This window comes from Bradyrhizobium sp. SZCCHNR1098, assembly GCF_032489375.1.
Taxonomy (GTDB): Bacteria; Pseudomonadota; Alphaproteobacteria; order Rhizobiales; family Xanthobacteraceae; genus Bradyrhizobium.
Window position 1 is genome coordinate 20016 of record NZ_JAUEXY010000016.1, and the last position, 25225, is coordinate 45240.

General features: G+C 65.4%; 17 protein-coding genes. 9 read left to right on the top strand and 8 right to left on the bottom strand.

Translation table 11 applies throughout. The annotated features are described in order from the left end of the window. Positions 1 to 41: 41 nt before the first annotated feature. Positions 42 to 926, bottom strand: a complete 885-nt coding sequence (locus QX135_RS27980; RefSeq protein ID WP_315734694.1) for an IclR family transcriptional regulator — start codon at positions 924 to 926, stop codon at positions 42 to 44. Between the two features lie 213 nt (positions 927 to 1139). Here QX135_RS27980 and QX135_RS27985 point away from each other — a divergent pair, with 213 nt between their 5' ends. The 7 genes from QX135_RS27985 (at position 1140) to glpK (ending at position 11853) form a co-directional block, all read left to right on the top strand. Further along, the gene (locus QX135_RS27985) at positions 1140 to 3233 is read left to right on the top strand and encodes a 3-hydroxyacyl-CoA dehydrogenase NAD-binding domain-containing protein (protein WP_316234379.1); all 2094 of its coding nucleotides are present in this window, start codon (positions 1140 to 1142) and stop codon (positions 3231 to 3233) included. A 178-nt stretch (positions 3234 to 3411) separates the two neighbouring features. Beyond that, positions 3412 to 5076 (top strand): dicarboxylate--CoA ligase PimA, encoded by a 1665-nt coding sequence (gene pimA / locus QX135_RS27990; protein WP_316234380.1) that lies wholly within the window; start codon positions 3412 to 3414, stop codon positions 5074 to 5076. 19 nt (positions 5077 to 5095) lie between these two features. Then, positions 5096 to 6283, top strand: a complete 1188-nt coding sequence (locus QX135_RS27995; protein ID WP_316234381.1) for an acetyl-CoA C-acyltransferase — start codon at positions 5096 to 5098, stop codon at positions 6281 to 6283. A 251-nt stretch (positions 6284 to 6534) separates the two neighbouring features. Continuing rightward, on the top strand, positions 6535 to 7725 hold the full coding sequence (gene pimC, locus QX135_RS28000) for a pimeloyl-CoA dehydrogenase large subunit (RefSeq protein WP_315813424.1): 1191 nt from the start codon (positions 6535 to 6537) through the stop codon (positions 7723 to 7725). A 144-nt stretch (positions 7726 to 7869) separates the two neighbouring features. After that, complete coding sequence (gene pimD, locus QX135_RS28005; protein WP_315734685.1) at positions 7870 to 9012, top strand: pimeloyl-CoA dehydrogenase small subunit; 1143 nt, start codon at positions 7870 to 7872, stop codon at positions 9010 to 9012. Positions 9013 to 9286: 274 nt separating this feature from the next. Further along, complete coding sequence (locus QX135_RS28010) at positions 9287 to 10060, top strand: SDR family oxidoreductase (RefSeq protein ID WP_316181699.1); 774 nt, start codon at positions 9287 to 9289, stop codon at positions 10058 to 10060. A 290-nt stretch (positions 10061 to 10350) separates the two neighbouring features. Beyond that, a complete protein-coding gene (gene glpK / locus QX135_RS28015) occupies positions 10351 to 11853 on the top strand; it encodes a glycerol kinase GlpK (protein WP_316181697.1) in 1503 nt (500 codons plus the stop codon). Positions 11854 to 11874: 21 nt separating this feature from the next. Here glpK and QX135_RS28020 read toward each other — a convergent pair whose 3' ends face one another. Next, a complete protein-coding gene (locus tag QX135_RS28020) occupies positions 11875 to 12765 on the bottom strand; it encodes an alpha/beta hydrolase (protein ID WP_316181693.1) in 891 nt (296 codons plus the stop codon). A gap of 110 nt (positions 12766 to 12875) precedes the next feature. Here QX135_RS28020 and QX135_RS28025 point away from each other — a divergent pair, with 110 nt between their 5' ends. Both QX135_RS28025 and QX135_RS28030 read left to right on the top strand, forming a co-directional pair. Further along, positions 12876 to 13469 carry a GNAT family N-acetyltransferase gene (locus tag QX135_RS28025; RefSeq protein WP_316181691.1) on the top strand — a complete coding sequence of 198 codons (594 nt, stop codon included), beginning with the start codon at positions 12876 to 12878 and terminating at the stop codon, positions 13467 to 13469. Positions 13470 to 13529: 60 nt separating this feature from the next. After that, positions 13530 to 14162 carry a glutathione S-transferase family protein gene (locus QX135_RS28030; RefSeq protein ID WP_316181689.1) on the top strand — a complete coding sequence of 211 codons (633 nt, stop codon included), beginning with the start codon at positions 13530 to 13532 and terminating at the stop codon, positions 14160 to 14162. Positions 14163 to 14268: 106 nt separating this feature from the next. Here the strand turns inward: QX135_RS28030 and QX135_RS28035 are convergent, their stop codons facing one another. From QX135_RS28035 to metF, 6 genes are all read right to left on the bottom strand, one after another. Beyond that, positions 14269 to 15291: an HlyD family secretion protein gene (locus QX135_RS28035; RefSeq protein ID WP_316181687.1), complete on the bottom strand. Its 1023-nt coding sequence runs from the start codon at positions 15289 to 15291 to the stop codon at positions 14269 to 14271. Beyond that, entirely contained in the window at positions 15288 to 16007 is a 720-nt protein-coding gene (locus tag QX135_RS28040) for an ABC transporter ATP-binding protein (RefSeq protein WP_315797079.1), read from the bottom strand. The genes QX135_RS28035 and QX135_RS28040 overlap by 4 nt, the downstream gene beginning before the upstream one ends. Further along, complete coding sequence (locus QX135_RS28045) at positions 16004 to 17137, bottom strand: ABC transporter permease (RefSeq protein ID WP_315775496.1); 1134 nt, start codon at positions 17135 to 17137, stop codon at positions 16004 to 16006. The genes QX135_RS28040 and QX135_RS28045 overlap by 4 nt, the downstream gene beginning before the upstream one ends. Before the next feature lie 552 nt (positions 17138 to 17689). Further along, on the bottom strand, positions 17690 to 19069 hold the full coding sequence (locus tag QX135_RS28050) for a hypothetical protein (RefSeq protein ID WP_316181685.1): 1380 nt from the start codon (positions 19067 to 19069) through the stop codon (positions 17690 to 17692). A gap of 1163 nt (positions 19070 to 20232) precedes the next feature. Next, the gene (metH, locus tag QX135_RS28055) at positions 20233 to 24102 is read right to left on the bottom strand and encodes a methionine synthase (protein ID WP_316234382.1); all 3870 of its coding nucleotides are present in this window, start codon (positions 24100 to 24102) and stop codon (positions 20233 to 20235) included. Further along, the gene (gene metF, locus QX135_RS28060; RefSeq protein WP_316234383.1) at positions 24102 to 25019 is read right to left on the bottom strand and encodes a methylenetetrahydrofolate reductase [NAD(P)H]; all 918 of its coding nucleotides are present in this window, start codon (positions 25017 to 25019) and stop codon (positions 24102 to 24104) included. Before metF ends, metH begins: the two co-directional genes overlap by 1 nt. Between the last annotated feature and the right edge of the window lie 206 nt (positions 25020 to 25225).

Below are 25225 nucleotides of genomic sequence, written 5' to 3' on the forward strand. Positions count from 1 at the left end.
TCAGGTCAGGACGCGGCGCCAGCCGACCGCGATGATGCAGGCTATCTGATACCCTCGGCAACACGGGCAACTTTTCCTCCTGGCTTCGGCTTCTTATTGAGTTCTTTGTTTGATGGGCTGCTTGTTTGATTAGTTGACAGCGCGAGGCCGCCGAGCGCCGCTTCGATGTTCCTTACCATCGCGACGAGACGAGGTCCAATGTCGGTCCGCAAACGCTCTTCCGTGAAGCGGAATGCCGGTGCTCCGCAATTCACGGCGTAGGGACCGGTTCCGTCGTTCAGCCGCAACGCGACGCCGACCGCATGAACGTCGTCCTGCCATTCGCCGGCCGAGATCGTGAAGCCATATTTCGCGACGGTCTCGCCGGCGCGTTCGATGCCGTCGCGGATCTTCGGCCAACGGCTGCCATAATGCTCGCGCATCTCCCGCATCAACGCGGCGCGATCCTCGTCCGGCAGCGCCCAGATGTAGGCGCGGCCCATCGCTGTAGTTGCAATCGGAATGCGCGATCCGACGTCGAGTTGAACGTTGACGACGCCGTGACGGCTCTGGCCGAAATAGATCATGCTGAGCCGGTCGCGGCCGCCGATCGCGACCGCGCCGCCGGTCTCGCGCATCAGCTGCTCGCGGAATGGCTCGGAAAGATGGCGGATGCCGAGGTTGGCGAGCGCGGCATAGCCCAGCGCCAGCGCCGATGGCGCCAATTGGTATTTCTCGAAGCGCGGCACCGGGGTGAGATAGCCGAGCTTGGTGAGCGTGTAAGTCAGGCGCGAGACCGTGGCCTTCGGCAGGTTGGTGCGCGCGGCGATTTCCTGATTGCCCAGCAGGCCGTCATTCGGCCGGAATGCCCGCAGCACGTCCAGGCCGCGCGCCAGCGCGACGACGAAGCTCCGATCGGTCGCTGGTTTCTTCCCTGGGCGTTTCATGTCATCGGCTGTTGATTGATGAGCCTCGTTGACAACGCTCGTGCTTCAAAATAACCCTGGATGTCAAGATGTGGAATTAGATTTCGCACTGCGGAATTGACGTTCAACAGCGGGTAGACGCAAGCAAGGCTGATACTCTGCGCAAATGAAAAGCCAAGAATTGGCCGGCACGTTAACCGGCCGCAAAGAAACGACATCCCAAGGAGCTTACGCGTGAGCGAAGTGGCAAAGCTTGATCGTCATGACATCATCGGCATCGTCACCATCGACAGTCCGCCCGTCAATGCGCTGAGTGCCGCAGTGCGCGGCGGCATCCTGGACAACGTCAAGGCGGCGATCGCCGATCCCGCGATCAAGGCGATCGTGCTCACCTGCGGCGGGCGCACGTTCATCGCCGGCGCCGATATCACCGAATTCGGCAAGCCGCCGAAGCCGCCGGCGCTCAACGACGTCTTGAGCACGATCGAGAACAGCCCCAAGCCGGTGATTGCCGCCATTCATGGAACGGCCCTGGGCGGTGGTCTCGAAGTGGCGCTCGCCTGTCATTATCGTGTCGCCACCAAGGAGGCGAAGCTCGGCCTGCCCGAGGTGAAGCTCGGCCTGCTGCCGGGCGCGGGCGGCACCCAGCGCCTGCCGCGCGCCGTAGGCCCCGAGCTCGCGGTCAAGATGATCGTTGGCGGTGATCCGATCGGCGCAGCGGAAGCGCTGAAGGCGGGCCTGATCGAGGAGATCGTCGAGGGGCCGGCATCGGGCGGCGAGGCCTTCGCGCGCAAGGTGGTGGCGGAGAACCGTCCGCTGCGCAAGTTGCGTGACGACGATTCCAAGCTGGCGGCCGCCAAGGCCGATCGCTCGATCTTCACCAGTGCGGTGGCGGCGATCACCAAGAAGTCGCGCGGGCTCGAGGCGCCGTTCGCAGCCGCGGACGCGGTCGGCTATGCGATCGACCTGCCGTTCGACGAGGGCCTGAAGAAGGAGCGCGAAGGCTTTCTCAAGCTGCTCACCAGCGACCAGTCCAAGGCGCAGCGCTACGCGTTCTTCGCCGAGCGCGAGGCGGCCAAGATCGCCGGCGTGCCGGAGGGCACCAAGGGCCGCAAGGTCGAGCGTGTCGCCATCATCGGCGCCGGCACCATGGGCGGCGGCATCGCGATGTCGTTCGCCAATGCCGGTGTTCCGGTCACCCTGATCGAGACCGCCGAAGAGCAGCTCAAGCGCGGCATGGGCATCATGCAGAAGAACTGGGAGGCGACCGCCGCGCGGGGCGGCATCCCGGCCGATGCGCCGGCCAAGCGCATGGCGCTGATTGATGGCAAGGTCGGACTCGAGAACGTCAAGGATGCCGATCTCGTGATCGAGGCGGTGTTCGAGACCATGGCCGTCAAGAAGGAAGTGTTCGGCAAGCTCGATCAATACGCCAAGCCCGGCGCCGTGCTCGCCTCGAACACGTCCTATCTGAACATCGACGCCATCGCCGCAGAGACCAGCCGCCCGCAGGACGTGCTCGGCATGCACTTCTTCTCACCCGCCAACGTGATGAAGCTGTGCGAGATCGTGCGCGCGGAGAAAACCGCGCCGGACGCGCTCGTCACGGCAGTATCGATCGCGCGCAAGATCGCCAAGGTGCCGGCGGTGGTCGGTGTCTGCGACGGCTTCGTCGGCAACCGCATGCTGGCGCAGCGCGGCAAGCAGGCCGAGAAGCTGTTGTTCGAAGGCGCGCTGCCGCAGCAGGTCGACGCTGTCGTCACCAAGTTTGGCATGCCGATGGGCCCGTTCGCGATGGGCGATCTCGCCGGCCTCGACATCGGCTGGCGCTCGCGCAAGGACCGCGGCATCAAGAGCGAGATCGCGGACGCGCTGTGCGAGGCCGGCCGCTTCGGCCAGAAGACCGGCAAGGGCTATTACAAATACGAGGCCGGCTCGCGTGCGCCGCTGCCGGATCCCGATGTCGAGAAGCTGATCGACGAGACACTCGCCAAGCTCGGCCTCAGGCGGCGCGCGGTCAGCGACGAGGAGATCCTCGAGCGCATGATGTATCCGATGATCAACGAGGGCGCGAAGATCCTCGCCGAGGGCATCGCCGCGCGGCCGTCGGATATCGATGTCGTCTGGCTCTATGGCTATGGCTGGCCGATCTATCGCGGCGGGCCGATGTACTGGGCCGACAGCGTCGGTCTGAAGCACATCGCCGAGCGGCTGGCCTACTACGCCAAGGAGACCAATGACCCGTCGCTGGAGCCGGCGCCGCTTTTGAAGAAGCTCGCCGACGAAGGCAAGACCTTCGCGTCGCTGGCACAGGGGAAGGCCGCTTGAGGCTTCGCTCTAGCTCCGCGCTCAACTGCGCCCCCCTCCCCCTTGCGGGGAGGGGGCGGGGGTGGGGGTCCACAACGGCGGTCTCGCCTGGGGCCACCCCCCTCCCTGGCCCTCCCCCACAAGGGGGGAGGGAACGGAGAGAGCGGGGCCGCCTTACGGCAAGAAATACAGAGTCCTCATGACCCATCCCGGCGAACAATACTATCCACAAGGCGTCCGCTGGGACGCGCCGATCGCGCGCGGCACCTTGCCGGACCTGTTGGCGCAGGCGGTGAGCGAGTTCGGCGATCGCGACGCGCTCGAATTCCGCGATCGGCCGGTCACCTTCAAGCAGCTCGAAGCGCTTGCCAACCAGGCCGCCGCGGCCTTCCTGCGTGCTGGCTTTGGCAAGGGTGCCTCGATCGCGCTGTTCCTCGGCAACACGCCGGACCATCCGATCAATTTCTTCGGCGCACTCAAGGCCGGTGCCCGAATCGTGCATCTGTCGCCGCTCGACGGCGAGATCGCGCTGTCGCACAAGCTCAGCGATTCCGGCGCGCGCATCCTGGTGACGTCGAACCTCGCCGCGCTGCTACCCACCGCGCTGAAGTTCCTCGACAAGGGTCTGATCGATCGGCTGATCGTCTGCGAGGATGACCATTGGGGCAAGGTCGGCACGCCGCAAACGCCGTTGCCGGATAGTCCCGCCGTGATCACCCACCGCGCCTTCGTCGACGGCGCCGTCGCGCCGGCCGCGTGGCCGGCCATCTCGCCCGACGACATCGCCCTGCTGCAATATACCGGCGGCACCACCGGCCTGCCCAAGGGCGCGATGCTGACGCATGGCAATCTCACCTCGGCGGTGTCGATCGCCGCCATCTGGGGGCGCGCGACGCGTGCGAACGGCAATGGTTCCGACCGGGTGATCTGCGTCTTGCCGCTGTTCCACATCTATGCGCTGACGGTGGTGCTGCTGACCTCGCTACGCCTCGGCAGCCTGATCTCGCTGCACCAGCGCTTCGATCTCGAAGCCGTGATGCGCGACATCGAGGTCAAGCGCGCGACCTATTTCCCCGGCGTGCCGACGATGTGGATCGCGATCGCCAACCTGCCCGACCTCGACACGCGCGATCTGTCGTCGCTGACCAGCGTCGGCTCCGGCGGCGCGCCGCTTCCGGTCGAGGTCGCGCGCATCCTCGAGCGCCGCGTCGGCATGAAGCTGAAGAGCGGCTGGGGCATGACCGAGACCTGCTCGCCCGGCACCGCCCACCCCAAGGGCGGCCCGGACAAGCCGGGCTCGATCGGGATCACGCTGCCCGGCATCGAGATGGACGTCGTGTCGCTCGAGGATCCCTCAAAGGTGCTTGGCGTGAACGAGGTCGGCGAGATCCGGATCAAGGGGCCAAACGTCACCAAGGGCTATTGGAACCGGCCGGAGGAAACGGCGCAGTCGTTCGTCGGCGATCATTTCCTGACCGGCGACATCGGCTATGTCGACGCCGACGGTTTCTACTTCCTGGTCGACCGCAAGAAGGACATGATCATCTCCGGCGGCTTCAACGTCTATCCGCAGATGATCGAGCAGGCGATCTACACCCATCCGGCGGTGCAGGAGGTCATCGTGATCGGCATTCCCGACGCCTATCGCGGCGAGGCGGCCAAGGCCTTCATCAAGCTGCGCGACGGCGCAGCACCGTTCCCGGTCGAGGATCTCCGCGCCTTCCTCACCGGCAAGCTCGGCAAGCACGAGCTGCCGGCGGCGGTCGAGTTTGTCGACGAGCTGCCGCGCACGCCGGTCGGCAAGCTGTCGCGTCACGAACTGCGCCAGCAGCAATCACCCACGTCTCACAACAAACATCAGTAACAACAACAGGAGGTCGCCCATGACCGATGCCGTCATCGTTTCCACCGCCCGCACGCCGATCGGCAAGGCCTATCGCGGCGCGCTCAACGCCACTGGCGGCGCGACGCTGCTCGGCCACGCCATCGGCGAGGCCGTCAAGCGCGCCAAGGTCGATCCGGCCGAGGTCGAGGATGTCGTGATGGGCGCGGCCCTGCAGCAGGGCTCGACCGGCGGCAACATCGCGCGCAAGGCGCTGCTGCGCGCCGGCCTGCCGGTGTCGGTCGGCGGCACCACGATCGACCGCCAATGCGCCTCCGGCCTGCAGGCGATCGCGCTCGCGGCGCGCTCGGTGATCTTCGACGGCGTCGAGATCGCCGTCGGCGGCGGCGGCGAGTCGATCTCGCTGGTCCAGAACGACAAGATGAACGCCTTCCAGGCGACCGATCCGGCGCTGCTCGAGATCAAGGGCGACGTCTACATGCCGATGATCGACACCGCCGAGATCGTCGCTAAACGCTACGGCATCTCGCGCGAGCGGCAGGACGAATATGCGCTGGAGAGCCAGCGCCGCACCGCGGCCGCGCAGCAGGGCGGCAAGTTCAACGACGAACTGGCGCCGATCACCACCAAGATGGCGCTGACCGACAAGGCCACCGGCAACATCTCGTTCAAGGACGTGACCTTCTCGCAGGACGAAGGCCCGCGTCCGGAGACGACCGCCGAAGGTCTCGCCGGCCTCAAGGCCGTGCGCGGCGACGGCTTCTCGATCACCGCCGGCAATGCCAGCCAGCTGTCCGATGGCGCCTCGGCCTGCGTGATCATGAGCGACGCCAACGCGGCCAAGCGCGGCCTGCAGCCGCTCGGCATCTTCCGCGGCTTCGTTGCGCATGGCTGCGAGCCCGACGAGATGGGCATCGGCCCGGTGTTCGCGGTGCCGCGCCTCTTGAAGCGCCACGGCCTCACCGTCGACGACATCGGCCTGTGGGAGCTCAACGAGGCGTTCGCGGTGCAGGTGCTGTACTGCCGCGACAAGCTCGGCATCGACCCCGACAAGATCAACGTCAATGGCGGCGCCATCGCGGTCGGCCATCCCTATGGCATGTCGGGCGCGCGGCTCACGGGCCATGCGCTGATCGAAGGCCGCCGCCGCAAGGCCAAATACGCCGTCGTCACCATGTGCGTCGGCGGCGGCATGGGCGCCGCCGGCCTGTTCGAAGTGCTGCAGTAACTTGATTGTCGTCCCGCGCGAATCTCGCGCGGGATTTCCCACAGCTGTCGTCCCGGGCAAGCTTGCGAGCGCGCGAGCGCTCGCAAGTGCAGACCCGGGACCCATACCGCGTGATATCGCTTGAGGCATTCTGGCAGACGCCTTTGCCTCCAACGTCCGCCGGTGGATATGGGTCCCTGCGTTCGCAGGGACGACAGCGGAGCAAGACGAACTGACCGCAGGTCGATTTGAATACCTAAAGGGAGGATCCGATGGATCTTGCATTTACGAAGGAAGAGCAGGCGTTCCGCGAGGAAGTGCGGCAGTTCTTCAGGGACAATGTGCCGCCGGAGACGCGGCGGAAGATGATCGAAGGCCGCCATCTGTCGAAGGACGAGATGGTGACCTGGTGGCGCATCCTCAACAAGAAGGGCTGGGGTGTCTCGCACTGGCCGGAGGAATATGGCGGCACCGGCTGGACCTCCGTGCAGCACTACATCTTCAACGAGGAGCTGCAGGCCTATCCGGCGCCGCAGCCGCTCGCCTTCGGCGTCAGCATGGTCGGCCCCGTCATCTACACCTTCGGCAACGAGGAGCAGAAGAGGAAGTATCTGCCGCGCATCGCCAATGTCGACGACTGGTGGTGCCAGGGCTTCTCCGAGCCGGGCTCGGGCTCCGACCTCGCCTCGCTGAAGACCAAGGCCGAGCGCCGCGGCGACAAGTGGATCATCAACGGCCAGAAGACCTGGACCACCTTGGCTCAGCACGCCGACATGATCTTCTGCCTGTGCCGTACCGATCCCGCGGCGAAGAAGCAGATGGGCATCTCCTTCATCGTCTTCAGCATGAAGTCGAAGGGCGTGACGGTGCGTCCGATCCAGACCATCGACGGCGGCCACGAGGTCAACGAGGTGTTCTTCGACGACGTCGAGGTGCCCATCGAGAACCTGATCGGCGAGGAGAACAAGGGCTGGGACTACGCCAAGTTCCTGCTCGGCAATGAGCGCACGGGGATTGCCCGCGTCGGCGTCTCCAAGGAGCGCATCCGCCGCATCAAGGAGCTCGCCGGCAAGATCGAATCCGGCGGCCGTCCCGTGCTGGAAGACCCGTCGTTCCGCGAGAAGCTCACGGCGTGTGAGGTCGAGCTCAAGGCGCTGGAGCTGACGCAGCTGCGCGTCGTCGCCGACGAAGGCAAGCACGGCAAGGGCAAGCCCAATCCGGCGTCCTCGGTGCTGAAGATCAAGGGCTCCGAGATCCAGCAGACCACGACCGAGCTGCTGATGGAGGTGATCGGCCCGTTCGCCGCGCCGTATGACGTGCACGGCGACGACGACAGCAACGAGACCATGGATTGGACCGCCCAGATCGCGCCGAGCTACTTCAACAACCGCAAGGTCTCGATCTACGGCGGCTCCAACGAGATCCAGCGCAACATCATCGCCAAGGCGGTGCTGGGGCTCTGACATGTGAGCCGCAGCGCCTCGACGACGCACGCTGTCATGGCCGGGCTTGACCCGGCCATCCACGCCGCCCGCATAACGGCACGACGTGGATGCCCGCGACAAGCGCGGGCATGACGGAGAATGGGGATACTGGAGAGTCAACCAATGGATTTTGATCTCACCGAGGAGCAACGCCTCCTCAAGGACAGCATCGACGGCCTGCTGGCGGATGCCTATGATTTCGACAAGCGCAAGCTTTACATGAAGGAGAAGGGCGGCTGGAGCCAGGCGATGTGGTCCAAGCTCGCCGAGCAGGGCCTGCTCGGTCTGCCGTTCTCCGAGGACGATGGCGGCTTCGGCGCCGGCGGTGTCGAGACCATGATCGTGATGGAGGCGATGGGCCGCGCGCTGGTGCTCGAGCCGTATCTGGCGACCGTGGTGCTCGCTGGCGGCTTCCTGCGTCATGGAGCCTCGGCAGCGCAGAAGGCGGCGCATCTTCCCGGCATCATCGACGGCAGCAAGACGTTCGCCTTCGCCCAGCTCGAGAAGCAGTCGCGCTACGACCTGTTCGATGTCGCCGCCTCGGCGAAGAAGAAGGGCGACGGCTATGTCATCGACGGCGAAAAGTTCGTCGTCCTCAACGGCGAGAACGCCGACACCCTGATCGTGACCGCGCGCACCTCGGGCGGCCAGCGCGACAAGTCCGGCATCGGCGTGTTCATCGTGCCGGCGGATGCCAAGGGCGTCACCCGCAAGGGCTATCCGACGCAGGACGGCCTGCACGCGGCCGACATCACCTTCACCGGCGTGGAAGTGGGGGCTGACGCCGTGATCGGCGATTCCGCCAACGGCCTGCCGCTGATCGAGCGCGTCGTCGACGAAGCCCGCATCGCGCTGTGCGCGGAAGCCGTCGGCCTGATGGACGAGTCGCTCAAGACCACGGTCGAGTACATCAAGACGCGCAAGCAGTTCGGCGTCGCGATCGGCTCGTTCCAGTCGCTGCAGCACCGCGCCTCCGACATGTTCGTCGCGCTGGAGCAGGCCCGCTCGATGTCGATGTTCGCGACCATGGCCGCCGAGTTCGACGACGCCAAGGAGCGCACCACATCGATTGCCGCAGCCAAGGTCCAGATCGGCAAATCGGCCAAGTTCGTCGGCCAGCAGTCGATCCAGCTCCATGGCGGCATCGGCATGACCATGGAGGCCAAGATCGGCCACTACTTCAAGCGGCTGTCGATGATCGAGACGACGTTCGGCGACACCGACTACCACATGCGCCGCGTCAGCGAGGCCGGCGGGTTGATCTAAGCGAATGCGTCGTTGCCGGGCTTGCCCCGGCAACCCATCGCTCTCTGAGATGGATGCGCGGGCCTTCGCCGCGCCGAAGGGGCTTCGGCCCCGCAGGCGGGTCAAGCCCGCGCATGACGGATTTGAGAGAGCTACGTTGCCGGCGTCGACTGGCTCCGGAGCAATTTGATCGTCGAGCCGTCATTGCGAGAGGAGCGAAGCAATCCAGGGCGTCACGCGCAACTCTGGATTGCTTCGTCGCTTCACTCCTCGCAATGACGCGGAGGAAGCAGATATGACCCCCAATCCCTTCGACCTCACCGGACAGGTCGCCGTCGTCACCGGCTCCAGCCGCGGCATCGGCCGCGCCTCGGCGGAGCTGCTCGCGCAGCTCGGCGCCAAGGTGGTGATCTCCAGCCGCAAGCTTGACGCCTGCGAGGAGGTCGCGAGCGGCATCCGCGCCAACGGCGGCGACGCCCATGTCATCCCCTGCAACATCTCGCGTCGCGCCGAAGTCGATGCGCTGATCGACGGCGCCGTGACGCATTACGGCCAGGTCGACATCCTCGTCTGCAACGCGGCGGTGAACCCGTATTACGGTCCGCTGCTCGACATCACCGACGAGGCCTTCGACAAGATCATGGCCTCCAACGTGAAGAGCAACCTCTGGCTCTGCGCCAAGGCGATCCCGCCGATGGCGGCGCGGGGCAGGGGCTCGGTCATCATCGTCTCCTCGATCGGCGGCCTGCGCGGCTCGACCGTGATCGGCGCCTACGGCATCTCCAAGGCTGCCGACTTTGCGCTGTGCCGCAGTCTCGCCGGCGAATGGGGCCCGCAGGGCGTCCGCATCAATTGCGTCGCGCCCGGCCTGATCAAGACCGACTTCGCCCGCGCGCTGTGGGAGGACGAAGCCCGCCTGAAGCAGCGCTGCGCCACCACGCCGCTCCGACGCATCGGCGAGCCGCACGAGATCGCCGGCGCGGTCGCCTACCTCGCTTCGGATGCGTCGACCTTCATGACCGGCCAGACCATCGTCGTGGATGGCGGTGTGACCACGGCTGCGGTGTAGCGGGCTCCTACCCAACCGAGCAGCAGCGATCGATTTCCTCACCCTCCCCTGGAGGGGGAGGGTCGCCTCACGTTGAGCGAAGCGAAATGCGAGGCGGGGTGGGGTGATCTCTCCACGAGCACCGCGCCTGTGGCTCACCCCACCCCGTCTCGCATTCCGCTGCGCTTCATGCGAGCCGACCCTCCCCCTCCAGGGGAGGGTGGGCATCCCGCGTGCTGCTCCACCTTGACCTCGCCCGCCTGATCCGCTTGCTTGTCGCCAACGTCGTCAACCTCCCGGGAAGAAACTCCATGTCCTTCGTGCTGGCCATCGATCAGGGCACCACGTCCTCGCGCGCGATCGTGTTCCGCTCCGACATCTCGATCGCCGCGGTGGCGCAGCAGGAATTCCCGCAGCATTTCCCGGCGTCGGGCTGGGTCGAGCACGAGCCGGAGGACATCTGGACCTCGACCGTGATGACCTGCCGCGACGCGCTGACAAAGGCGGGCCTGGCTGCAAAGGACATCGCCGCGATCGGCATCACCAACCAGCGCGAGACCACCGTGGTATGGGACCGCGCCACCGGCCAGGCGGTGCACCGCGCCATCGTCTGGCAGGACCGCCGCACCGCCGACATCTGCGCGCGGCTCAAGGCGGACGGCCATGAACCGGACGTCAGCGCCAAAACCGGCCTGATCATCGATCCCTATTTCTCCGGCACCAAGGTCGCCTGGATTCTCGACCACGTGCCGGGCGCGCGCGAGCGGGCGGACCGCGGCGAGCTGATGTTCGGCACCGTCGACTGCTACCTGCTGTGGCGCCTGACCGGCGGCAAGGTCCACGCCACCGACGCCACCAACGCCTCGCGCACGCTGCTGTTCAACATCCACACCGGGCAGTGGGACGAGACGCTGCTGAAGCTGCTGCGCGTGCCGCGCTCGATGCTGCCGGAGGTCAAGGACTCCTCCGCCGATTTCGGCACCACGACGCCGGATCTGTTCGGCGGCTCGATCAAGGTCGCGGGCATCGCCGGCGACCAGCAGGCCGCGACGATCGGACAAGCCTGCTTCACGCCGGGCATGATGAAGTCGACCTACGGCACCGGCTGCTTCGCGCTGCTCAACACCGGCGCCACGCCGGTGAAATCGAACAACAAGCTGCTGACGACCATCGCCTATCAGCTCGACGGCGTCAGGACCTATGCGCTCGAAGGCTCGATCTTCGTCGCCGGCTCGGCCGTGCAATGGCTGCGCGACGGCCTCGGCATCATCAAGCATGCCGCGGAAACCGGCCCGCTCGCCGACAAGTCCGACTCGATGCAGTCGGTCTATCTGGTGCCGGCCTTCGTCGGCCTCGGCGCACCCTATTGGAATCCGCGCGTGCGCGGCGCGTTGTTCGGCCTCACCCGCAACACCGGGCCGGCCGAACTCGCGCATGCGACGCTGGAAAGCGTCTGCTATCAGACCTACGATCTGTGGGCCGCGATGCGCGCCGACTGGCCGGACGCGTCGGCCGCCACCATCGTGCTGCGCGTCGATGGCGGCATGACCGCCTCGGACTGGACCATGCAGCGTCTCGCCGACCTGCTCGACGCACCGGTCGACCGTCCCATGATCCAGGAGACCACCGCGCTCGGCGCCGCCTATCTCGCCGGCCTGAATGCGGGCGTCTATCCGGAGCCGGAGAAGTTCGCCGACAATTGGCGGCTCGAGCACCGCTTCCGGCCTGCGATGAGTGCGGCGACCCGGCAGCGCAAGCTCGCCGGCTGGGCGCGCGCCGTGAAGGGCGTGCTGGCGAGCGACGAGGGCGAGTAGGGCGCTCACGTCCCACAGCAGCTAAGCCAGGAACGCAGCAAGGTCGGCATTGACCTGCTTCATGTGGGTCACGAACAGCCCATGCGGGCCGCCGGGATAGACCTTCAGCTCGGCGTCCTTGATGCCCTTGGCGGTCGGCCGTCCCGTCATGTCGAGCGGCGCCGAGACGTCCTTGTCGCCGTGCAGGATCAGCACGGGACGGTCGATCTTCGCAAGCACCGGCCGCAGGTCGGTCGCGATCAGCGCGCGGTTGGTGGCGACCGCGACGGGAATGGGCATCTGGCGCATCATCGCCGCGACCCATTCCATCATCTGCGGCGAGGCGTCCTTCGTGAAGAACGGCAGCTTGTTGTCCTCGATCCATTTCGGAAAGTCGCTCTGCCACGCGGCCCAGCACTGCTCGAAATAGCCGTGGGGCGCGCCGAGCGCATTGTCCGCGGTCTGCAGCGGAAACGGCGTCGTCGGTCCGAGCATCGCGATGCGCGAGATGCGTCCCGTGCCGTGCCGCGCGACGTAGTTGAGGATCTCGTTGCAGCCCATGGACATGCCGACCAGCGCGACGTCATCAAGGTCGAGCTGCGCGATGACCTCGGCGATGTCGTCGGCCAGGCGGTCGAGCTCGTAGCCGCTGCCCGGCACGTCGGAGCGTCCATGGCCGCGGCGGTCGAAGGCAATGCAGCGCAGCCCGCGCTGGCTGAGATCGGAGATCTGGTAGGTCCACATCGCGCTGGTCAGCGCCCAGGCATGTACGAACAGCACCGGCCGGCCGCTGCCCCACTCCTCGTGATAGAGCGTCACGCCGTCGCTGCAGCGGATACGCGGGCGCGCCGCGGTCGGTGCGGCGGCGAGGCTCGCTCCCGTCGCAGCGAAGCTGGCTGCTGCCGCGGTCAGCAGCACGTCTCGTCGTTGCATGGGCATGGCTCCTGATGTTGAATGCGCCGACCATGCCGGGACCGCTGTGCGGTTCCAATTACGTCCGGGGTAAGCAAGTTGCCGATCACTCTTCAATCAGGTCGTCTTGAGTGACCATTCCCGACGGATATTTCGACGTCCCGCCCGGCAAGGTCGCGGCCGTGGTGACCTCGCTGGAAATGCTGGCACCGCCAGTGCTGCCGCCCGATCCGATCGGCGACTGGAGCATTCGCCGCGTCGCGCAGCCTGATCTCGACTGGTACCGTGACCTCTATGCCCGCGTCGGCTGGGAGTGGCTGTGGTCGCAGCGCACGCGGATGAGCGATGCGGAGCTTGCCAAGACAGTTCGCGCTGACGGAGTCGAGATCTACACCTTGGCGCATGACGGCGGTGATGAAGCCCTGCTGGAGCTCGATTTCCGCAAGAAGTCCGATTGCGAGCTGGTGCTGTTCGGCGTCACGTCGAAGCTGATCGGCACCAGCGCAGGCCGCCTGCTGATGAATCACGCGCTACGCCGCGCCTGGGCGCAGCCGCTGACCCGGCTCTGGGTCCACACCTGCAGCTTCGATCATCCGCGCGCGCTCGCGTTCTACCAGCGCTCCGGCTTCCGGCCCTATCGCCGCCAGATCGAGATCGCCCCCGATCCGCGCCTCGACGGCACGCTGCCGTGCGATGTCGCACCGCATGTGCCGCTGCTCGCCTGAACATGGGAGCTGACAACGGCGTCGAACGGCGCTTCAATGCGCCGCACAGGAGGATAACCGATGTTCCTGATCGGCCAATACGACTCGCCTTTCGTCCGCCGCACCGCGATCGCGCTCAGGCTCTACAGCCTGCCGTTCGAGCACAAGCCGTGGTCGACCTTCGGCGACGCCAACAAGATCGCGCCGTACAACCCGCTGCTGCGCGTGCCGGTGCTGGTGCTCGACGACGGCGAGGCGCTGATCGACTCGGTGGCGATCCTCGATCATCTCGACGAGACCGTCGGGCCCGAGCGCGCGATGCTGGCGCGGAGCGGCGCGCTGCGCCGCAGGCAGCTGCATACGATCGCGCTCGCGACTGGCTTGGGCGACAAGGCCGTCAGCCTGATCTATGAGCGCGTGCTGCGCAAGGACCGCCTGGCCCTGTGGGTCGCGCGTTGCGAGACGCAGATCTCGGGCGTGCTGGCGATGCTCGAGGCGGAGCGCGCCGCAATCACGACAGACTACTGGTATGGCGAGCGAATCGGCCATGCCGACATTGCCGTCGCCTGCGTGCTGCGCTTCACACGCGAGGCGCATCCGCATCTGTTCGACGCCACGCGCTATCCGGCGCTGGCCGCGCATGCCGCAAGGTGCGAGGCGCTGCCGCCATTCCAGGAGATCGTCCAGCCGCTGGCCCCGCCGAGCGGGGATTGATGGAGTCCATCGAGACGTCAGACCGTGCCGCTTGCTCGGTGCTCACCCTCCCCTCCAGGGGAGGGTGGGCAGCAGCGCGCGAGGCGTGGGCCGCACGGCGCGCCCCTCACGGCCGGAAATACACGTCCACCTTCATGCCCACCGCGAACGGGCCCGGCTCGGCCAGATCGACCAGCACCTCGACGACATCGACATCGGTCATGTTGCGCTGGCTGAGCGCAGCAGCGCGGCTGCTCTCGACCAGGGGGGCGATGGCGGCGACCTTGCCGGCGACGTCGCGGCCGCGGAAGGCGTCGGAGCGGACCACGGCCTGCTGACCGACCTTGATCTTGTCGAGGTCGCGCTGGTCGAGCTCGGCGCGTACGCGCAGCGACGACGTGTCGCCGAGCAGCACCATCGGCTGGGTCGCCTGCGGCGAGGCGATCTCGCCGGTGCGCGCATTGACCTGCAGCACCGTGCCGTCGAGCGGCGCGCGGATGGTGAGCTTTTCCAACGTGGCGCGGGCACCCTGCAGTTCGCTGCGGGCGACGTTGAGCTGGCCCTCGGCGCTGATCGGCAGTGGCGCATCAGCGGTGACCTTGCGCAGCTCGTCGGCCTGCTGCTCCAGCTTCGCCTGCGCGGCTGTCAGTTGTGTGCGTGCGGTGTCGACATCGGCATCGGCGCCGCGCCCGGCGCGCCGCTCGGCTACCGCCTTGTCGAGCGCAGTACGCGCGTCGAACACGGCCGCCTGCGCGTCGGCGACGCCGTCTTCGGCCCGGCGCCGCGGGCCCGCGCCAGACGGTGTCGACTCCTTGTTGCGCACGCGCTTGCGCATCGCGACCTGCGCCTCGGCGCTGGCGAGCTGCGCGCGGGCTTCGGCGTTGCCGAGCCGCACCAGGGCCTGGCCGGTGAACACGGTCTCGTGCGGCTTGACCAGCACCTCCTGGATCAGCCCAACCACGGGCGCGCCGAGCTTGATCAGGCCGGATGCCGGCTCGACCCGGCCGGGTGCGACGGCCAGCCAGCGTTCCTCCTGGGCATTGGCGGCGCGCGCTGTCGGTGGAATCGAGGTCGGCGTGACGGTGATAGCAAGTGCGGCCGCTGCGACGAGCCCGAGCAGGTGAGCGCGTTCTGGAATTCCCGATATCATGCGTGCGAGACTTTCTTCATGGACTCGCCGCCGCTCTCCTCGCGGACGATGCGGCCGTCCTCGATGTGAATGACGCGATTGGCGAACGGCAGGATGCGCGGATCGTGCGTGACCACCAGCACCGCGCGTGAGGGATCCTTGGCGATGTCCGCGAGCAGGGTCATGATGGCATGGCCATTGGCCGTATCGAGCGCGCCGGTCGGCTCGTCGGCGAGAATGACCTGCGCCTTGCCGACGATGGCGCGGGCGATCGCGACGCGCTGCTGCTCGCCGCCCGAGAGCTCGCGCGGGAACGACCGCTTCTTCGGACCGAGGCCGACCCTCTCGAGCACCTCGCGCGCCGCCTTCTTCGCAGACCCCGCGCGTTCGCCGCGCACATCGAGCGCGAGCCGCACATTGTCCTCGGCGTTCAGCGTCGGAAACAGATGATAGGATTGAAAGATGAAGCCGATGCGCTCGCGGCGCAGCTTCGCCAGCGCCTCGGGATCGAGCCCCGCGACCGGCTGGTTGGCAACCCGCACGGCACCGCCATCCGGCGTCATCAGGCAACCCAGGATCGACAGCAGCGTCGTCTTGCCGCTGCCCGAAGGGCCCATCAGCAGCGCCAGCTCGCCGCCCTTCAGCGACAGGCTCACGCCCTTCAGTGCCTGCACCCTGCCGGCCCCCTGGCCGAGGTGATGCACGAGATCGGTGGCCTCGAGCACGGTGTCGGTCATCGCGAGAATACCAGGGTCGGGTCGATGCGCATGACCTTGAGGATCGCCGCGATCGCCGAGCCGACGCACATCGTCACCGTCAGCACGAACAGCGCGACCGTCAGCGTCGGTGTCATGATGACCGGCAGCGCCGATTCCGCGGTCGCCGCCGCCACGATCTTGCCGATCGCCGCAGCGCCGGCGAAGCCGACGATGGCGCTGAGCAGCGCCTGCCAGATGATGACGGTGTAGATGTAGCGGCTGGACGAGCCGATCGCGCGCAGGGTCGCGAACTCGTTGATGTGATCCTTGGTGCTGGAATAGAGCGTCTGCGCCACGATCACGGTGCCGACGATGAGGCCGAGCAGGGCGCCGGCGAACAGCGCGGCACCGGCGCCGGTGCCGAACAGCCAGAACGAGCGGCTGCGGCTCGCGAACTCGGCTGCGGTCAGCACCTCGACATTGGACAGGCTGTCGCGCAGCGCCCGCTGCACGGTCCAGAGGTCGGCCTCGGCCGCCAGCTTGACCACCAGATAGGACGCCTTGTTCGAGGCGATGCCGGTATAGGCGCGGGCGCGGTCGACGTCGGTGAACACGTAAGGCGTTGTCGTGAACGAGCGGATGCCTTTGGTGACAGCCATCACCTGCACCTTCTGGTCGCGGAGCTCTGCAGCCTGGCCGGCGCCGCCGATGCCGAGCCGCTCGAAATAGGTCTGGTCGATAGCGACCGCGCCCGGCACGGACAGGTCGTCCAGCCGTCCCTCCACCACGTTCCAGGGATGCAGCCCGAGCCCGCGCAGTTCCGAGCCGACCACGAAGACCGGCGTCGTGGTGCCCTGCGGCAGCCGCCATTGCGCATAGCCGATCACCAGCGGCGTCGCCTCCGCCACGCCGGGAACCGCCAGCGCCCGGAACCGCTGCCGCTCGTCAAGCAACGAGGGATCCTCGAAGCATTTGGTGCCGACCGGCATGATCCACAGCTCGGCCGGGGAATGGTCGATCATGGTCGTGACCATGCGGCGGAAGCCGACATAGAGGCCCATCTGCACGGTCACCAGCACGATCGAGAAGATGATGCCGATGATGGTGGCAATGAAACGAAGCCTGTCATGGAACAGGTTTCGGGACGCAAGCCTGAACTGCAACGACATGAACGAAAAACCACCCGGAGGCCCCGGCGGCATTTCAGCCGGTTAGCGGGGATAAGTCCACGCTGCATCGCATGGCGCCGGCTGTGGCGCTTTGTCATTCGCGGCGGCCGTGGCGCGGGGGACACGGGGGGGATCGCCATCGAGGCCAGCCGACGTAACCCGTAACAGGCGGTGAGCGCGCATGGAAGGAGCCCCAACGATCGTTGGAGCTCCTTCCACAAGGTGACAGCAGTCAATAGTTTTGGTGTTTCACGAAACTCTCCACCTTCTCAATCAGTCCCCGCATTTCCGCTAGCACGGAGAAAAGCACAGCAGTGTCGCGACCTGAGAGATAAGGGCCTGCCGGTGGTAGATATTCTTGCGGAGCAGGAAGAACTTCGGGGAACTTTCGTCCTGATGCGATCTCGCCAACTCTGCCGCCATTGACACCGAACCAAGCTGCTATGTCGTGTTGGCGATCGCCTCGGGCCATCATGCCCTTTATAATCGCTGCGTCTCGATCCGAGAGTGTGATGCCGCTTGGCAAAGCACGATACGTTGCCATCTCAGCACCTAAGATGAACTCTTGAGCCTGAGAAGCTCGGTATCGAATGCATCAAGAACCAAGTTATATGAACCTTCGTTCTTGCCGATCTTCTGCGGATCAAAATTGAACGCGTCGAGGATAACTCGGTATTTTTTGACGATTGCACTACCGTGACCGTCCAGGAACGCATTCGGATCGACTTTCCACTCAATGCGGCCGCTCCGGCTTTTTTTCATGAGGGCCTTCAAGCCATAAACCAATGGCATGATTAGTCCGTCCGGATAGTTGTATTCCACCTCTTGACTTGTGAAGTGAGTCAGAGGCTTGGACCGCATATCTTTTGCCATTTTGACAATTTTTATACGACCAAATTTTCCTTCGCCGTCGTTGTACCAATATGGAAAATCTCGGTAAATGCGATCGTAAAGCTCTGGGAGCTGTCCCGCAAGTTGAAGCGCGCTCTTTACTGCTTCGCTATGAAGTTCGTGCGTGTACTCTCCGTCCGTTTTTCGGGATACCTGGGGATTTCCCATCAGCCTATCGAAGAGCTTCACGCATTCCCCTTTATTTCTGTAGATGTTCTGAGGAATTGGAGCTTCAATCTGTCGTCCGTCTTCGTCTGAAGGCAAATCCAGCATAGACAGTGGAATCCACGCGAGGGAAATCAGATCTCGTACTTTGATTTCGCCGCCATCGTTTGTTTTCCATTCCACGCGGGGGACGATGTCGGTAGGCAGCGCTTGGCTAAGTGCTTCGTAGTAGCCTTTCTGATTGGCTTTGGTTTCAAGTCGCAGCTCTACGTTGTTGTTGCGGGCCGCGCAGATGTCGAGCAACGAACTGTTGAATTGCTGTACGATGTCAGGATTCTCAACGTCTGATGGAACGAGAATCTCGATTGGGATCAAGAAGTCCAGAGGGCCAATTTCGCCATCATCGGCCGCGGAAATTTTGCGCAGAGCAGCCACGGCCGCGCGGTTTTCCTCCCAGGCTTGCTTGAAATCGGGCCATCGCTTCAGCTTCCGCGCAATTCTTATGTCGTTTGTTGCGATAGAAAGGATATGGGTGCCGATAGCGAGCATATTGTGCCCGCCGTCGAGAATGCCCTCGATGTGTGTGTTCTCAAAGCGCAAGCCGTAACGGCGGCGGTCCAGAGCGTCATAGTCAGAAGCGCCGACAAGCACCCCCTTTGTCTTAAAAGGAAATGTTTCTGGCGTTTCGACTATGCTTTCGATGATGGCCTCGGTGACTGGACCTGCCTTAGCGGATCGCGGGTTTGCGTCCAGATCGGCAGCATCAAACAAGGCAAGCATATTCTTTGCCTTCACGAAACCAACGATTCGTCTAACCGGTCCCTCGACCTGTTCGTGGACTTGCTCGTATCGCAGTATCAGATTGTCGGGATTCACTTTGGTTCTCCTGGGTAGGAGAACTGCTCTGGCCTGATCCCTAAGGGCAGAAATCTGCGCAGCATCCGCTAACACCTAGATTTCAGCTGCCATCCGGCAGAAGATCTCGCCAGAACCGCTCTCGGTTCATTTCCAGCCCCCGTCCGGGAGCTGTCGCAACTTGAGCGGGTGTCCTGGAAAAGTCAAGGACTTTGCTTCAGGAAAGTTTAGTTGCCTTGATGATGTCGGCGCGATGGTCGCAACCACTAACGCGGCTTCTGGGCCTAGCGCCGCGTTGGCGGGCCTTTGTCAGACAGTGCTTGGGTGCGCTTCAGGATATGGGCGCTAGGAGATCTGACCTCCCGGTTTAAGGACGGGCAGGCGACTCACTTGCTGAGAGCGATGCGAATCAAAGAAGCGCAGCCGTCTGACGGATCGCTCAGGTCCCGAAAGTCACCTGCGTGGAAAATCCGGATTCCTCAGCCGCATCAGACTGATTTGCCCTGTCCAGTCCCGCGCGCAGAAATAATTCTGTTTCGCGTTTTCGGAATTCATGCATAGATGTCGCATCCCGTGTCCCCTAGAGGGGCGGATCGCGATCGTCACGAACGTTGGACGCGGGGAGCGATGGACGCCATCTGCCGCAGTGTGTCTCACACCGACGAACGGCAGACGGCGGACGCCGAAATCGTGTGGTCCTGGCATCCCGATGCTGATGCCAAGCCGGCGGCGATGATCCGCCAGCGACGGGGGCAAGACAGCCGGTCCCCGGGGAGAGCACGTATAAGGCGGAAGCCCATCGCGCAGGGAAGGCCGGGATGTCCTGCCAAACCTGTGGTTCCTGCCCCGTGCTTTTCTCTCGCACGGGGGCCATGGGGGCGGCGAGCTCCCGGCCTTCCCTGCGCCCTCCTGCTGCTTCGAGGGCGGACCTGCCGGATCAACTCGGGCGATCAGCGTCGCGAGGCTGAGGAGGCGTGTCTGCCGCCCTGATTGAACTTTAAACGCTGCATATGCGTGCCGATCATGGCGCGTCATATCCGCTGTCGTCCCGGCGAACGCCGGGACCCAACCATAGGGAGATGTTGTTGTGCTCAATCTCTGCCACCGCGGACTACGGATCTATCACGCGGTATGGGTCCCGGCGTTCGCCGGGACGACGGTGGTGGGCGGGGTGCGTGCTCGGGCTACTTCGCGCCCACGGCCTTCTTGCGCCACGCCAGGTGCACCGCGCAGGTGCAGCCGGGCGGGTGGCTGGCGAGCTCCGCGGGCGCGGCGTCGTTGGCGGGCGGCGGTGTCGGCGCCGCGACGGCGCGAGGCGCCTCGGCCTCTGGCGTCCCCCTTGCCGGAATGTAGTTCAGGATCGGCGCCAGCCAGCGCTCGACCTCGGCCACCGTCATGCCCTTGCGCGCGGCGTAGTCCTCGACCTGGTCGCGCTCGATCTTGCCGACGCCGAAATAGAAGCTCTCCGGCGAGGCAAAATAGAGGCCCGACACCGACGAGCCCGGCCACATCGCAAAGCTCTCGGTCAGCCGCACGCCGGCATTCTTCTCGGCGTCGAGCAGTTCGAACAAGGTCGCCTTCTCGGTGTGGTCGGGCTGCGCCGGATAGCCGGGCGCGGGACGGATGCCGTGATACTTCTCCAGGATCAGATCGTCCGGCGAGAGCGCCTCGTCCGGAGCGTAGGCCCAGAACTCGCGGCGGACGCGGGCATGCAGCCGCTCGGCGAAGGCCTCGGCGAGGCGGTCGGCCAGCGCCTTCACCAGGATCGAGGAGTAGTCGTCATTGGCGTTCTTGAAGCGGTCGGCCACCGCGTCCTCGCCGAGACCGGTGGTGACGACGAAGCCGCCGACATAGTCCGGCACGCCGGAACCCACAGGCGCGATGAAGTCGGAGAGTGCGGTGTTGAAGCGACCCTCGCGCTTCTCGAGCTGCTGGCGCAGGGTGTGCAGGGTCGCGACCGCCGTGGTGCGGCTGTCGTCGGCATAGAGCACGATGTCGTCGCCCTTGGCATTGGCCGGCCAGAAGCCGATCGCGGCGCGCGCCGTGAACCACTTCTCGGCGACGATGCGCTTCAGCATCTTCAGCGCGTCGTCATAGAGCGCCCGTGCGGCCTCGCCGACCTTGGCGTCGTCGAGAATCGCAGGGAAACGGCCGGCGAGCTCCCAGGTCTGGAAGAACGGCGTCCAGTCGATATAGGGCACCAGCTCGGCGAGGTCGTAATCAACGAAGGTCTTGACGCCGAGGAAGGTCGGCTTCACCGGCTTCGCCTTGGCGAAGTCGATCTTCGGCGCGTTGGCGCGGGCGTCCGCGAGCTTCAGCCGCTTCTTGTCGGCCTGGCCGCGCAGATGCGCAGCGGCGATCTTCTGATACTCGCTGCGAATCTCCGTGGCGTAGGTATCCTTGCGCTCCGGCGACAGCAGCGAGGAGGCGACGCCGACGGCGCGGCTGGCGTCGTTGACATGAACGACCGGGCCATTCCGGTAGTTCGGATCGATCTTGACCGCGGTGTGGACGCGGCTCGTCGTGGCGCCGCCGATCAGGAGCGGCACGTTCAGGCCCTGGCGCTCCATCTCGGTAGCGAGATAGGCCATCTCGTCGAGCGACGGCGTGATCAGGCCGGAGAGCCCGACGATGTCGGCGTTCTCGGCCTTGGCGGTCTCGATGATCTTGGCGGCGGGCACCATGACGCCGAGGTCGATGACCTCGAAATTGTTGCACTGGAGCACGATGCCGACGATGTTCTTGCCGATGTCGTGGACGTCGCCCTTGACGGTGGCGAGCACGATCTTGCCGGCGTTGGAGCGCTCGTTGGCGCGGCCCTTGTTGGCGGCCTTCTCCGCCTCCATGAACGGCATCAGATAGGCCACCGCCTGCTTCATCACGCGTGCGGACTTCACGACTTGCGGCAGGAACATCTTGCCGTCGCCGAAGAGGTCGCCGACCACGTTCATGCCGGCCATCAGCGGGCCTTCGATGACGTCGAGCGGCCGCGTCGAGGCGGCTCGGGCTTCCTCGGTGTCCTGCTCGATGAACTCGGTGATGCCGTGCACCAGCGCGTGGGAGAGCCGCTTGCCGACCGGCCATTCGCGCCAGGCGAGATCGGCCTCCTTGGTCTGCTTGCCCTGGCCACGGAATTTCTCGGCCAGCGCCAGCAGCCGCTCGGACGCGCCGGGGTCGCGGTTCAGCACCACGTCCTCGCACACCTGGCGCAGCTCGGGATCGATGTCGTCATAGACGATCATCTGGCCGGCATTGACGATGCCCATGTCCATGCCGGCCTTGATGGCGTGATACAGGAACACCGAGTGCATCGCCTCGCGCACCGGCTCATTGCCGCGGAACGAGAACGACAGATTCGAGACGCCGCCGGAAACGTGGGCATGCGGCAGGTTCTGCCGGATCCAACGTGTCGCTTCGATGAAGTCGACGCCGTAATTGTTGTGTTCCTCAAGTCCGGTCGCGATGGCGAAGATGTTGGGATCGAAGATGATGTCCTCAGGCGGGAAGCCGATCTGCTCGACCAGGATCTTGTAGGCGCGGGCGCAGATCTCGGTCTTGCGCTTGTAGGTGTCGGCCTGGCCGGTCTCGTCGAACGCCATCACGACGACGGCGGCGCCGTGGCGGCGCGCGATCTTCGCTTCATGGATGAACTTCTCCTCGCCTTCCTTCAGCGAGATCGAGTTCACCACCGGCTTGCCCTGCACGCATTTCAGGCCGGCCTCGATGACATGGAATTTCGAGGAGTCGACCATCACGGGCACGCGGGCGATGTCCGGCTCGGCAGCGACGAGGTTGAGGAAGGTCCGCATCGCGGCTTCCGAATCCAGCAGGCCCTCGTCCATATTGACGTCGATGACCTGGGCGCCGTTCTCGACCTGGTCGCGTGCGACCTGCAGTGCAGCCGTGTAGTCGCCGGCGGTGATCAGCTTGCGGAATTTGGCGGAGCCCGTGACGTTGGTGCGTTCGCCGACGTTGACGAACGGAATGGCGGGCGTCAGCTCGAACGGCTCCAGGCCCGACAGCCGCAGCCGCGGCGCGATCTCCGGCACGGCGCGCGGCTTGTGCGGGGCCACCGCGGCGGCGATCGCGGCGATATGGTCCGGCGTGGTGCCGCAGCAGCCGCCGACGATGTTGACGAGGCCGGCGCTCGCGAACTCGCCGATCAGCCGCGCCATATAGGCCGGCGTCTCGTCATACTGGCCGAACTCGTTGGGCAGGCCGGCATTGGGATAGGCGCAGACCAAGGTATCCGCGACGCGGCCGATGTCGGCGACATGGGCGCGCAGATCCTCGGCGCCGAGCGCGCAGTTGAAGCCGATCGTCAGCGGCTTGGCGTGACGCACCGAATTCCAGAACGCCTCCGGCATCTGGCCCGAGAGCAGGCGGCCGGACTTGTCGGTGATGGTGCCCGAGATCATGACGGGCACGTCGATGCCGCGCTCCTCGGCGAGCTCAGCGATGGCATAGAGCGCCGCCTTGGCGTTGAGCGTATCGAAGATGGTCTCGAGCAGCAGGATGTCGGCGCCGCCGTCAAGGAGACCGCGCGCCTGCTCGCCATAGGCGAGACGCAGGTCGTCGAAGGTCACGGCGCGGTAGCCGGGGTTGGACACGTCAGGCGAGATCGAGGCGGTGCGGTTGGTCGGGCCCATCGCGCCGGCGACGAAGCGCTGTTTGCCGTCCTCGGCCGCAACACGCGTGGCCGCATTGCGGGCGAGCCGGGCGCCCTCGCGGTTGAGCTCGTAGATGATGTCGGACAGGTCGTAGTCGGCCTGCGCGATCGATGTCGCCGAGAAGGTGTTGGTGGCGACGATGTCGGCCCCGGCGCGCAGATATTGCGCGTGGATGTCCTCGATCGCTTCGGGCTGGGTGAGGATCAAGAGATCGTTGTTGCCGCGGAGGTCGCGATGGAAGTCCTTGAACCGCTCGCTGCGGAACGCGGCCTCGTCGAGCTGCAGCGCCTGGATCATCGTGCCCATGGCGCCGTCGAGAATCAGGATGCGCTTAGCTGCAGCGGCAAGGAAGGCGGTACGCGCTGGGGATACGGGGGCGGGCATCAGGCAGCAGCCTTGTTGGCGGACTTCGGACGGATGCCGAGCAGATGGCTGATCGCGAACACGAGGTCGGCGCGGTTCATGGTGTAGAAATGGAAGGTGTCGACGCCATGCTTGGCGAGCTTTTGCACCTGGCCCGCGGCGACGGTCGCCGCGACCAGCTTGCGGGTCTCTGGATCGTCGTCGAGACCGTCGAACTTCTCCGCGAGCCAGTGCGGCACCGTGGTGCCGGCGCGGGTGACGAAGCCGCGCGCCTGCTTGAAATTGTGCATCGGCATGATCCCTGGCACGATCGGAATGTCGATGCCGCGGGCGCGGACACGGTCGAGGTAGCGGAAGTAGAGGTCGTTGTCGAAGAACACCTGGGTGATGGCGCGGGTGGCGCCGGCGTCGACCTTGGCCTGGAGCATGTCGATGTCGGCGTCGAAGTCGCGGCTCTCGGGGTGCTTCTCCGGATAAGCCGAGACCGAGATCTCGATGTCGGGGTGGCGCTTCTTGATGCCGGCGATCAGCTCGGGCGAGGTCTGGTAGCCGTCGGCACGGGTGGAGTAGGGCGTGCCGATGCCGCCGGGCGGATCGCCGCGAAGTGCTACGATGTGGCGGACGCCGACCTCATGATAGCGGTCGACGACCTCGTCGATCTCCCGGCGCGAGGCGCCGACACAGGTGAGATGGGCCGCCGGCAGCAGCGCGGTCTCCTTCAGGATGCGCGCGATGGTGGCGTGGGTGCGCTCGCGGGTCGAGCCGCCGGCACCATAGGTTACCGAGACGAAGCTCGGCTCCAGCGGCGCGAGGCGCTTGATCGAGGCCCACAGCGTCCGGTCCATCTCCTCGGTCTTCGGCGGAAAGAACTCGAACGAGATCTTCGGCCTGGGAATCGCGGTGTGGCCGTCGGCGATGGCAGTGGCGAGATCGGTCATGGCAACGCAGGTTCCGAATGGGGCGTAAATTTCAACTCAAGAGGGGCGTCCCCCTCGTAATATGCCAAGATAAGGGAAGTGCGTCGCAATAGACAGCCCACCGTAAATGGGATTTAGCCCACTTGGCTGCGAATATTGCTGTTTTGGCGGCTGAGCCTGGCTTGACTGTGGGCGAAGAAACACGAGTTATATCAAAGGGTGCCTGT

Excerpts from the sequence above, each read along its gene's own strand:
- QX135_RS27980 (WP_315734694.1), bottom strand. The coding sequence starts at position 926 with ATGAAACGCCCAGGGAAGAAACCAGCGACCGATCGGAGCTTCGTCGTC.
- pimA (WP_316234380.1), top strand. The coding sequence starts at position 3,412 with ATGACCCATCCCGGCGAACAATACTATCCACAAGGCGTCCGCTGGGAC.
- QX135_RS27995 (WP_316234381.1), top strand. The coding sequence starts at position 5,096 with ATGACCGATGCCGTCATCGTTTCCACCGCCCGCACGCCGATCGGCAAG.
- pimC (WP_315813424.1), top strand. The coding sequence starts at position 6,535 with ATGGATCTTGCATTTACGAAGGAAGAGCAGGCGTTCCGCGAGGAAGTG.
- pimD (WP_315734685.1), top strand. The coding sequence starts at position 7,870 with ATGGATTTTGATCTCACCGAGGAGCAACGCCTCCTCAAGGACAGCATC.
- QX135_RS28010 (WP_316181699.1), top strand. The coding sequence starts at position 9,287 with ATGACCCCCAATCCCTTCGACCTCACCGGACAGGTCGCCGTCGTCACC.
- glpK (WP_316181697.1), top strand. The coding sequence starts at position 10,351 with ATGTCCTTCGTGCTGGCCATCGATCAGGGCACCACGTCCTCGCGCGCG.
- QX135_RS28020 (WP_316181693.1), bottom strand. The coding sequence starts at position 12,765 with ATGCAACGACGAGACGTGCTGCTGACCGCGGCAGCAGCCAGCTTCGCT.
- QX135_RS28030 (WP_316181689.1), top strand. The coding sequence starts at position 13,530 with ATGTTCCTGATCGGCCAATACGACTCGCCTTTCGTCCGCCGCACCGCG.
- QX135_RS28035 (WP_316181687.1), bottom strand. The coding sequence starts at position 15,291 with ATGATATCGGGAATTCCAGAACGCGCTCACCTGCTCGGGCTCGTCGCA.
- QX135_RS28040 (WP_315797079.1), bottom strand. The coding sequence starts at position 16,007 with ATGACCGACACCGTGCTCGAGGCCACCGATCTCGTGCATCACCTCGGC.
- QX135_RS28045 (WP_315775496.1), bottom strand. The coding sequence starts at position 17,137 with ATGTCGTTGCAGTTCAGGCTTGCGTCCCGAAACCTGTTCCATGACAGG.
- metH (WP_316234382.1), bottom strand. The coding sequence starts at position 24,102 with ATGCCCGCCCCCGTATCCCCAGCGCGTACCGCCTTCCTTGCCGCTGCA.
- metF (WP_316234383.1), bottom strand. The coding sequence starts at position 25,019 with ATGACCGATCTCGCCACTGCCATCGCCGACGGCCACACCGCGATTCCC.